The organism is Paenibacillus sp. J31R120, assembly GCF_056269225.1.
Map to the genome: position 1 here is coordinate 332,697 of NZ_JBWDNN010000002.1, position 11,253 is coordinate 343,949.

The following is an 11,253-nucleotide window of genomic DNA, read 5'->3' on the forward strand; positions in this document are numbered from 1 at the left end:
TGTAAAAAAAGAGAACCAGCCGCATGAGCCTTGGCTAGCGACTGGTTCTCTTTATGCCGTGTATGGCTTCGCTTTATGCTTTGGCAGGCAAGATGATTTTTTGACCCGGGAAGATCAGGTTCGGATTTTTCAAATGGTTAAGGTCGCGAAGCGCTTGCCAAGTTGTTCCGTGCTTGCGTGCAATGCTCCATAACGTGTCGCCTTTCTTTACGATATAGACAGGCTGCACTTCCGGTTTAGGTTCAGGTTTTGGCTCTGGCTTCGGCTCTGGGTGTGGCTTTGGTTCCGGCTGTGGTGTTGCAGTGCCGGGAGCGGCATATTCCTTAATGCGGCCTTCAACCTTCGGGTTTGCCGAGCCCAGCTCTTGAATATAGGCGATAAGCGCCTCATCCAGCGAGCCGTACATGCCGGCCTGCGGGTATTGACCGAACATGGTGTATTCATCTCCGCCTGCCGCAAGGAAGTCATTCGTAGCGATCGTGTATTCCGCTTTGAGATCAATCGCTTTGCTGTCGACCTTCAGATCATGCACGCGTGAGCCTGGAGCCGCAGCGGGATCAATCTTGAAGCTCATCCCGCCGACCTGAGGGAAGGCTCCCTTGGCGTTGGGATAATCGGAGACGCCATTTTCTAGCGCCGCTTTAAGATCAGCTCCTTTCACCTTGAGCGTGACGATCTGGTTGCCGAACGGAAGTACCGTAATGACTTCTCCCTTTGTAATGACGCCTTGATCGATGGAAGCGCGAATGCCGCCGCCATTGGTCAGAGCAACGTCCGCCTTCGTGACGAATAGCAGGGCATCCGCAATCAGATTGCCAAGGTTTGTCTCGCTTGCGCGTACTTTCTCGCGGGCACCTTCGAGAGCTACGGAGGTGTTGCCGACTTTCTCTGCCAATATAACTTCCTGCGCTTTAATAATTTCGGCTACTTTGGCTGTAACAGCTTCATTCGGCGTAATATTGGCAGCGGCTTCTTGATGGATCAGCTTTGCTTCACGTTTTGATATTTTTCCATCCTGCATCCAAATATCGACGACGCCTACATGCTGCGTATATTCGCCTGTGCTGACGATAAGCGTATCGTTGTCAGATAGAAGTCCTTTCTCCAGCACAGTATGGCTGTGGCCATCGACGAAGAGGTCGATCCCTTTTACAGCCTTGACGACCTTGAAGCTCGTATCCTCGCTTGATTTGTCCATGCCCAAATGTCCCAAAGCTATGATAAGATCCGTTTGATCCTTTAACTCGTCTACGATAGCCTGCGCTTCCTTGGCCGGATCTGTAAACGTGATGTTTGCGACGTTTTTGGGATGAGTCTTGTAGGCCGTCTCTGGCGTGGAGAGACCGAAGATGCCCACCTTGATGCCGTCAATCTCCTTAATGATATATGGCTTGAAGATTTGAGCATTCTGCTTGTCTCTGACGTTGCCGCTAATCACGGGGAAATTTAAGCCTTTTGCCAGTTCCAGCAGCCTGTCGGTTCCGTAGTTGAACTCGTGGTTGCCCGGTGCCATGGCATCGTAGCCCATCAGGTTCATCACATCGGCGACGCTTTGCCCGCCTACGAGAGTGGCGAACGTTGTGCCGTGAATCGCGTCGCCTGCATCGAGGACGAGCGTATTCGGATTGGCTTTGCGGTAGCTGTCAAAGATACCGGCTACTTTGGCAAAACCCATCTCGGCTCCGTTTTCAATTGACCGTGCGTGCATGTCGTTCGTGTGTAAAATGGTCAGATGCTTGACGCCTTGCTCCGTATTGCCCTCTGCCGCCACTCCGCTTGCAAGCCCCAGCACCAAAGCCAGGCTCAACACAGTGGAAAGCAGCCAATTCCATGATTTCCTCATGAGCAGATCATCCCTCCATCGCCTATTTGTATAGTGTGAATATTGGAACAGGGAGTTATTCGGCGGCGAAGTTTGGATATCCTGTATCGACAAATCAAAGGTTTTGTAAAACGATGAGGTTCTTATTCAATGGACTCAAGCGGGGAGGGGGGAGAATACTTTCGGATTATGCTAAATGTAAAAGCGCCGCAATGAGTTTGCGGCGCATTCATTCTGTTAGTACGGAATTGAAAAAATAAATCGCGGGCCTGTAGGTACTCATTTGATGAGTATATTTGCCTGATCGAAATCGTCTATAGCAACCTTTAAAACGCCCATTTCAACAGAATTAAATCTGAAAAGCGCGCACAGATGCTTTGACAAGCGAGATGAACTTCGGACGTGTCTCATTGGCTACTTTGACCACTTGTTCATGCGTCAGCGGCTCCAGCTCGTCTCCGATCGCCATGTCGGTAATACAAGTGATACCCGCTACGCGAATGCCGCAATAATTCGCCGCTATGACTTCAGGCGCTGTGGACATGCCGACTGCATCGGCACCCCAACGGGCCATCATCGTTAGCTCTGCAGGCGTGCAATAAGTTGGGCCGGTAATGCTTACATATACGCCTTGCTGAAGCTTGACGCCAAGCGACTCGGCTTGCTCCGCGACTACGGCACGAAGCTCTTTGTTATAGGCGCTCGACATATCAGGGAAGCGCGGGCCAAGCTCGGGAATGTTGGCTCCGATAAGCGGATTGTCGCCGGTATTATTGATATGATCGGTAATCAGCATCAGATCGCCTGCCGAGAATGCGCGGTTCATGCCGCCTGCTGCATTCGTTACCAGCAGCGTACCGATGCCTAGCTGCTTCATCACATACACAGGGAAGACAACTTCTTTCATGCTGTAGCCTTCGTAGTAATGGAAGCGGCCTTTCATCACCAGCACGGTTTTTCCTTCCAGCTCACCAATAACCAGCTCTCCTGAGTGTCCTTCTACGGTTGAGACCGGGAAGTGAGGGATCTCGCCGTAAGGAATGACGGTGGCATTCTCTACTTCGTCAGCCATAACGCCAAGGCCGGAGCCGAGAATCATGCCGAGCTGCGGTGTGGATGGCAGCTTGCTTTCGATATAGGCTGCCGCTTCTTTTATTTTGACGAGCATATTGTCCATATGTAAAATCTCCTTTGTATATTACCGATTACCGGAGACCGGTTGCGGCAAATATGGGAATGTGAGGCACCCTCATAATAGCGTAGAGAAGAGGCAAAGTAAACCTCAGCTTCCTGCAGCAGTTTTCCGATTGCGATTGCCGGGGAGGGACGAGGTGCCTCTGTTGTTGTTTGCGGAAAAGCTTCGTATAATAGTACGTGACAGACACCCTGGGATCAAAGGAATGGAGGAAGAACAGTGGAACAAAAGACAAGCTGGTCATCGGCGGAAGTAGCAGCGATGATTGATCATACCATATTAAAGGCGGATGCGACCAAGTCAGATATTATCGCGATCTGCAAGGAAGCAAGGGAGCAACATTTTGCGACGGTCTGCGTGAATGCGGGCTGGGTTCCGCTTGTGGCGGAAGAGCTGAAGGGTTCGGGCGTCGGCATTACGACAGTTGTCGGATTCCCGCTTGGTGCGACTACTACGGCGTCCAAAGCATTCGAGGCCACGCAGGCCATTAACGACGGCGCGACGGAGATCGATATGGTGCTGAACATCGGCCTGTTGAAATCCGGCGATTACGAAAGCGTTCAGCGTGACATTGAAGGCGTCGTAGATGCCTGCAAAGGGAAAGCTGCGCTTAAGGTGATTTTGGAGACGGGACTGCTTACGGATGAGGAAAAAGTGAAGGCATGCGAGCTGTGTGTTGCGGCAGGCGCCGACTTCGTCAAAACGTCCACAGGCTTCGGCAAAGGTGGAGCTACTGCGGAAGATATCGCCCTCATGCGCCGCACAGTAGGACCGAATATTGGCGTCAAAGCATCCGGCGGCGTTCGCGATCTGGAGACTGCTCTGCTGATGTTTAACTCCGGCGCAACTCGCATCGGCGCAAGCTCCAGCGTCGCAATCGTAACCGGCGGCCAAGGCGAAGGCTACTAAATAGCATCGCGGTTGGAGCGCCTTACCGCGCTGTAAGCCAAGAAACTCGGCTTGCAGGAGCTGCCCGCGCGAAATTCCGCGATCTAAGCCGAGAAACTCGGCTTGCAAGCGCTGCCCGCGCGTAAATCCGTGCTGTAAGCCGAGAAACTCGGCTTGCAAGCACCGTCCGCGCGTAAATCCGCGCTCTAAGCCGAGAAACTCGGCTTGCAAGCGCCGCCCGCGCGCAAACTCGCGCGCAATCGACTTAGAGCGCCGCATATCCGGCTGCTTATATGAGCGGCAACAGAAGAGGCCTCCCGAGCCGTTGGCAGGGGAGGCCTCTTCATCTTATACAGGCTTACTTCGTCTCGCAGCCGATGACGAGGTCGGCGCGCAGCTCGTCGCCTGGCTTCACGTAGAGCAGCTCCTTGCGGTTGTTCATTTCGTTCGGCAGTCCCATCCAAGGCTCGACGCACACGAATGGGCGCTCCTTCACCGACCAGATTACCACATACTTGAACAGGTCGTCATATCGCAGGTTGACGGTTACGCCTTCGCGAATAGGGAAGGAGATGCTGGGTTCTTTTGCGCCGAACAGGCAGATGGAGTCGATGAAGTCATCCATGTTGGCGCGTCCGGTATAATCAGCCTCTTCGCTGGTCGTCAGATCGACATAGCGCGGAGCGTCCGTTTTGTACGGAATGTCTTTGCTGCCTTCGATCGCAAAGTATGGGTGGAAGCCGGGATACAAAGGCATGGCTTCGCCTTCGCCAATGTTGCGATACTGCTGGCGGGTATGGAGCTCGCCGTTGACCAGCGCATAGGTGAAGATCAGCTCAAATTGGAATGGGTAAGCGGCAAGAGTAGCCTCGCTCGCGCGAAGACGCAGCGTAATGGAAGCTTCGCCTTCCGTCGAGGTGCCGACAACTTCCCAAGGATAGATGCGAGCAACGCCGTGCTGACCCATCTTGTAGGTTACGCCGTTCCACTCATAAGCAGAATCCTGAAGAGATCCGGAGATCGGGAACAGAATCGGATTGCCGCCGCGGATGTTGGAGGCAGGATTCTCGAATGTTGCTTTATCCAAAAAGAAGAGCTCTTCGCCGTTCAATTGGCAGCCGATCACGATGCCGCCGCGTTCCGGGCATACGAGCACGCGTGATGACGTGGAATTTTCCTTCAACTCATAGATCGTATACGTATCTTGATAGTGGCTTACTTCAAATGTACTCACGCTGCTACCTCCAAAAGTGAAATCATGATGTCTACTATTGTGCCTTAATTCGGCGCATGAGTAAAGGGCCCGGTACGAGGCAGCTTGTACAGCTGCCCGGTGCCAGGCCCTGGAATAACATGATGTGCGATGCCGCAGCCTTAGGTTGAGATTACGCTGCAAAGCATTGTTCGAAATTCCCCTTCACCCGGTGACGGACTATTCCTTAGCCGCGCCGCCTTCAGCTCCAGCATTAGCAGCTCCGCCCGCAGGCGTGGTCGCTTCCGGCTTCAGGTTGTTCGTAATTTTCGCTTTCGCGCGGATTTCAGTAATCCAAGCGCTGGACAGCGTACGAACCTCATCAATAACCAGTTTCGTGCGAATCAGATCTTTTTTCTCATCAAAGTTTGCTTTCGCAGCTTCTCTGTAGTCGGTTTTCTTAATGATGTGGTAGCCAAATTCACTTTGCACAACATCGCTGATTGCTCCTACTTCGAGGGCGAAAGCAGCCTTCGAGAATGGCTCCACCATGTCTTCTTTGGTGAAGAAGCCCAGATCGCCGCCATTAGCAGCCGAACCGTCACCGGATTTGGCTTTGGCTGTCTCAGCAAAGTCAGCGCCGCCTTTAAGGTCAGCCAGAATCGCGTCAGCCTCTTCCTTGGTCTCTACAAGGATATGGGAAGCGCGAACCTGCTCGCCATGCTCGCCGAACTTGGCCAGATTGGCGTCGAAGTAAGCTTTCACATCTTCGTCAGTTACTGTTGTTTTAGGCTCCAGCACTTTGCGGATCATTGCGCTAAGGCGCATATCCTCGCGCAGATCGTCCATCGTCAGATTGTTTTGCAGCAATACATTATTGAAGTCGTCTTCCGAAGGGAAGTCGATCTTGATCACATTAATTTCGTCTGTAATGTCCTGCTCTGTAAATTTCACGCTGGCTGCATCAGCCTCTTGCTTCACCAGCTTCTCCAGAATCAGGTTGTCGAGCGCAGGCTCGCCGTTTACTTTCACGAGCAGATCATACAGCTCCTGCTGCGTAATGTTAGCGCCGTTAACGGTAGCAACAGTCTCATTGCCTCCGCCGCCAAAAGGAGGTTTAATCAAAACGACGATTAAGGCGATTGCAAGCACAGCGGACAATACGATCCAGCCCGTTGCGCCTTTCTTCGCAGGAGCAGCTGCTTCCAGGCGAGGCGATGCGCCTGCTGCAGCGGAATAAGGAGCCGCCGCCGCAACCGCTGTCTCGGCTGCTGCGCGGTCGGAGTCGCTTGTCTCTTCAGGCTTGTCCGCTTCGACAACGTTCTCCTGTGACTCGCCGTTCGTTTCGTTCTCTTGAGCCTTGTTTTCTTCCTTCGCAGTTTCGTTGTCTATAGGTGTATCGTTCGACTGCGATTCCTTGTTATTCATTCCATAAACTCCCTTCAAATTGCAATTCTTCACCTACTATATCAAATCATGAACAAAAAAACCTTAATCTAAAATAAAAAAGCTTGCATTGCATGTCGAATCGTATTAATTGTATAGGTAGACGAAAAAAAGAACGTGTAACAAGCGTTGACACGGAGGGATATATTGATCAGATTACTGGGGAGCTACGACAGCTGGATCGTGTTGCTGTCGCTTGTTATCGCGTTGTTCACTTCTTATTCCGCACTTAATCTTTCCTATAAAATATCGCATTCGAACGGCAAGTCCAAGTTAGGGTGGTTAATCATCTCCGGATTTGTAATGGGTTGCGGCATATGGACGATGCATTTTGTCGGAATGATGGCCTTTCACTTGGGGGTTGAAGTGAATTATAACGGGCTAACAACCGTGATATCTATATTGGCAAGTATATTGGCCTCTCTGCTGGCTTTTTACGTAACTATGGCTAAGCAGGTAACACGGGTGAAGCTTGTCGTCGGAAGCCTGTTAATGGGATCGGGCATCGTCACGATGCATTATACAGGCATGGCATCGATGGAGTCCTCGATTCTGAGGATTACCTATAATGAAACGTTGTGGATCATCTCCGCCGTAATTGCGGTCATCGCCTCATACGCGGCGCTTTACCTGCTGACCCGCTTCCGCAACGAAAGCAAGGCTCGCTGGTTCAAGCTTGGGGCGGCGCTGCTGATGGGTTTGGCCGTCACAGGCATGCATTACACTGGCATGGAAGCGGCCATGTTCTGGTGCTCCACACCCGAAGCGCTTGATCAGCTAAGAGGAGCAGGCATTGATATGTCGCTGCTGATTGCTGTATCGAGCGTGATGATTCTTGTTGTGCTTGTGACTTGGACGGCCCTCTATTGGGAGAGGCTTGTCTTGAAGCGCATGGCCTACAGCGACCCGTTGACGGGACTGCCGAATCGCCATGCGATGAATCATGAATTTGATGAGACGCTGCGCGGCAATCAGGAATATGCTGTTCTTTTTATCGATTTAGATCAATTTAAGCTTGTTAATGATACGTTAGGCCACGATGTAGGCGACCTTCTTGTCAAGGAGGTCGGAAATCGGATTAACCAGTTCGTCAACAAGCAGCGGCGAATCTTTAGGCTGGGCGGGGATGAGTTTTTGCTCGTAACCACGGATTTGAAGCAGCTGTCTGCAGAGTCGCTGGCCGAGCTGATTCTGGAGGAGCTAAGACGTCCATTCTGGCTGGAGGGCAACGAGCTCTATGTGACCAGCAGCATCGGCATCAGCTTTGCGCCGCAGCACGGGCAGAGCCGGACGGAGCTGCTTAAGGCGGCGGATACAGCTATGTATTATGCCAAGAGCCAAGGGAAGAACCAGTACTGTGCATATAATGAAGAATTGGACCGCAAGCTGGCCAGACGGATGGAGATCGAGAAGGGGCTTCGAACAGCACTTATGCTTGGCGAGCTGTCCACTTTCTATCAGCCGAAGTGGAATGCCGCAATGAATAAGCCGATTGGATTTGAAGCGCTGCTTAGATGGAAGCATCCTCAGCTTGGCGCGATTGCGCCGGATGAATTTATTCCGATTGCCGAGGAGACCGGATTGATTATTCCGATCACGAGATGGGTGCTGGATCAGGCGTGCAAGGACTGTCAGGCTTGGAATGGCAAGGGCAGCAGCACGTTATGCGTATCTGTCAACTTGTCGGCGAATGTATTCGAAACTCGCAGTCTTCAGGAAATGGTCAATGAAGCGCTGATCCATTCCGGCTTAAACCCGGAGCTGCTAGAGCTGGAGATTACGGAGTCGACCGTTATGTATCATGCCACCGAAGCGACGGAGCAGCTCGTACCGCTTCAAGAGGCCGGCGTGCGCGTATCCATGGACAACTTCGGTTCGGGCTATTCTTTTTTAGGTTCTATTGACCGAATCCCGTTCCAGACACTGAAAATCGATAAGCTGTATATGCAAGATTTTGAATCACCTTCCAAGAGAGCAATTGTCAATACGATCATAACGCTGGCCCAGCAGCTTAATATCGAGCTTGTGGCCGAGGGCGTAGAGACCGAGCGCCAGCTCCAGTTCCTGCGCCAGGCCGGATGTTCCATCATGCAAGGCTACTATTTCAAGAAGCCAATGCCCCGTGAGGAAGTGGACGCTTGGCTGGATGGATTGAGCGCTTAAGTTATTGACAATGGTTGGAGGAGGATAGCCTTTGAGAAGAGACACTCGCGTATTAGCCAGGCTTGCGGTATTCATACTGCTGCCGCTCGCCGGTTATTTTCTGTATCAGTTGTCGCCTTACGATATGAATATTCATACGCCGCACGGCCACTTCTATATTGTCAGTCTGGTCTCCATTCTGGCGCTGGCCGTCGCGAGCGCAATTGGTATCGTAGCGATCCGTATCCGGAATATAAAGGTTAGCTTCCTGTCCTTATCCTATGTATCCTTGGCGGCTATGTTCATTCTTCACGGACTGTCGACGCCGGGATTTCTAATCCATCATTCCTCTATCTCGGGCAATGTTGCCCAGCTCAGTGTGTTGTTATCTGCGTTCTGGCTATGGATGTGCTCCGTATCGGCCGATCACAAGCTCGTTCGCTGGCTCTCCATGCGTCAGAAGTGGCTGCTTCCGGTGTGGTCCTCCATCTTGCTGCTGTCCAGCTTATATTTATGGTTCAACCCCGATATTGTCCATTTTCTTCATTTGAAGGGGGATGTCAGCAAGTGGGTGACAACCGCTTTGATCTTGCTCATGAACACATGGACCATCTATCGGAATCTGCAAACCTACCTGGCGTCCCGATTCCCGCTTCAGCTTGCGATCGTCTATAGTACGGGCTGGATGTTCAGCGCGCAAATCATTATGGTGACCGGGGAAGCGTGGATGGCGAGCTGGTGGCTGTATCACTTCCTGTTGCTAGCTTCGGTCATTGTTATGGTCATCGGCATCATCAGAGAGCATTTGAATACCGGCTCCATTACGGCCGCGATCAAAATGCTGTTTCGCGCCAATCCCCAAGACTGGATTCATACGTATATTTCTCCAAGCGTCAGAGAGCTGGTAATGGCGACAGAATCTAAGGATTCGTATACAGCGGGACATAATTATCGTGTTGCTTTGTATGCGCTGAAGCTGGGAGAGGAGATGGGGCTGTCCTCCTCGCAGCTTCGCGCGATTGCGCAGGGCGGCATCGTCCATGATATCGGCAAGCTATACATACCCGACGGCATCTTGAACAAACCAGGCAAGCTGTCCGAAGAAGAACGATCCATTATTGAATCCCATCCGCTCTCTGGCTACAATGTTTGCAAGCGTCTTGGCTTCATGGTGGAAGAGTTGGCGGTCATCCGCTCGCATCACGAGAAGTGGAACGGCAGCGGCTATCCGGACCGGCTGTCGGGCGAGGAGATTCCGCTTGTCGCCCGAATAACGGCAGTAGCGGACGTCTACGATGCTCTGACGTCATCCCGTTCCTATCGTCAGGCGATGACGCATGAAGAAGCCATGGAGATTCTGCTGCAGGAGAGCGGAAGACACTTTGACCCTCGCTGTATCCATGCCTGGCAACGGCTAACGACGGAGCAGGAGACCTTTTTCCGGGAGACGCTGCTGAATAGTCCGAACTTTAAGCTGGAACAAAGACTGGCCAGGTAGTGTGTATTTACCGATAAATAATTTAGAATGAAAGAGTATGCATCTAAAAATGGGAGGTATTTGGGTATGAGCTATACAGCAGACCATGCACGTTATAATTCCATGACATACAATCGGGCAGGCAGAAGCGGATTGAAGCTGCCCGCTATCTCGCTCGGACTTTGGCATAACTTCGGCGGCAACGACCGCTACGAGAACAGCAGGGCGATGGCGCGCCGAGCGTTCGACCTCGGCATTACCCATTTCGATCTGGCTAATAACTACGGACCTCCGCCAGGCTCGGCGGAAGAAGCGTTCGGCGCTATCCTTCAGCATGACCTCGCGCCATACCGTGATGAGCTGATTATTTCCACAAAAGCGGGTTATGGGATGTGGCCCGGACCTTACGGTGAATGGGGCTCCCGCAAATATATGCTGTCCAGTCTTGATCAAAGCCTGAAGCGGATGAAGCTGGATTATGTCGATATCTTCTATTCCCACCGTCCGGACCCGGACACACCGCTTGAGGAGACGATGGGGGCGCTTGATCATGCGGTGCGCCAAGGTAAGGCCTTGTATGTCGGCATCTCTAATTACAGCGCAGAGCAAACTGCCGAGGCTTCACGCATTCTTAAGGAGCTGGGCACGCCATGTCTGATTCACCAGCCTTCCTACTCCATGTTCAACCGCTGGATAGAGGGCGGCTTGCAGGATGTGCTGGATGAGCAAGGCATCGGCTCCATCGTATTCTCGCCGCTAGCCGGCGGACTGCTGACGAACCGGTACTTGAACGGCATCCCTGCCGACTCCCGCGCAGGCGGACCAAGCATCTTCTTGAAGTCGGAGCAAATAACGGAAGGCAAGCTGAATAAAGTGAAAGCGCTGAATGAGCTGGCGCAAGAGAGAGGGCAGACGCTGGCTGGCTTGTCTCTGGCATGGGTGCTTCGAGGCGGCAGAGTGACGTCCGCTTTGATCGGCGCAAGCCGCGTGGAGCAGATCGATGACAATGTGGCGGCCCTTGGCAATCTAGCGTTTAGCGAAGAAGAATTAAGCCGGATCGAAAGCATTCTCTCCAAGGAGGAATAGAATAC

General features: G+C 52.3%; 8 protein-coding genes. 4 read left to right on the forward strand and 4 right to left on the reverse strand.

Annotated elements, in window-relative coordinates; translation table 11 throughout:
* Positions 1-73 precede the first annotated feature (73 nt).
* Positions 74-1,843, reverse strand: a complete 1,770-nt coding sequence (locus tag AC0YNW_RS08110; protein WP_475831508.1) for a 5'-nucleotidase C-terminal domain-containing protein — start codon at positions 1,841-1,843, stop codon at positions 74-76.
* Positions 1,844-2,171: 328 nt separating this feature from the next.
* Complete coding sequence (locus tag AC0YNW_RS08115) at positions 2,172-2,999, reverse strand: purine-nucleoside phosphorylase (RefSeq protein WP_475831509.1); 828 nt, start codon at positions 2,997-2,999, stop codon at positions 2,172-2,174.
* Positions 3,000-3,278: 279 nt separating this feature from the next.
* Here AC0YNW_RS08115 and deoC point away from each other — a divergent pair, with 279 nt between their 5' ends.
* On the forward strand, positions 3,279-3,926 hold the full coding sequence (gene deoC / locus AC0YNW_RS08120) for a deoxyribose-phosphate aldolase (RefSeq protein WP_475832183.1): 648 nt from the start codon (positions 3,279-3,281) through the stop codon (positions 3,924-3,926).
* A gap of 337 nt (positions 3,927-4,263) precedes the next feature.
* Here the strand turns inward: deoC and AC0YNW_RS08125 are convergent, their stop codons facing one another.
* Complete coding sequence (locus AC0YNW_RS08125; RefSeq protein WP_387478294.1) at positions 4,264-5,139, reverse strand: aldose epimerase family protein; 876 nt, start codon at positions 5,137-5,139, stop codon at positions 4,264-4,266.
* A gap of 198 nt (positions 5,140-5,337) precedes the next feature.
* The gene (locus tag AC0YNW_RS08130; protein ID WP_475831510.1) at positions 5,338-6,525 is read right to left on the reverse strand and encodes a foldase protein PrsA; all 1,188 of its coding nucleotides are present in this window, start codon (positions 6,523-6,525) and stop codon (positions 5,338-5,340) included.
* Between the two features lie 165 nt (positions 6,526-6,690).
* Between AC0YNW_RS08130 and AC0YNW_RS08135 the strand changes: the two genes are divergently transcribed.
* From AC0YNW_RS08135 to mgrA, 3 genes are all read left to right on the forward strand, one after another.
* A complete protein-coding gene (locus AC0YNW_RS08135; RefSeq protein WP_475831511.1) occupies positions 6,691-8,706 on the forward strand; it encodes a putative bifunctional diguanylate cyclase/phosphodiesterase in 2,016 nt (671 codons plus the stop codon).
* Positions 8,707-8,737: 31 nt separating this feature from the next.
* Positions 8,738-10,183, forward strand: coding sequence for an HD-GYP domain-containing protein (locus AC0YNW_RS08140; RefSeq protein WP_475831512.1), 1,446 nt, complete (start codon positions 8,738-8,740; stop codon positions 10,181-10,183).
* Between the two features lie 66 nt (positions 10,184-10,249).
* Complete coding sequence (gene mgrA, locus AC0YNW_RS08145; RefSeq protein ID WP_387478302.1) at positions 10,250-11,248, forward strand: L-glyceraldehyde 3-phosphate reductase; 999 nt, start codon at positions 10,250-10,252, stop codon at positions 11,246-11,248.
* Positions 11,249-11,253 lie beyond the last annotated feature (5 nt).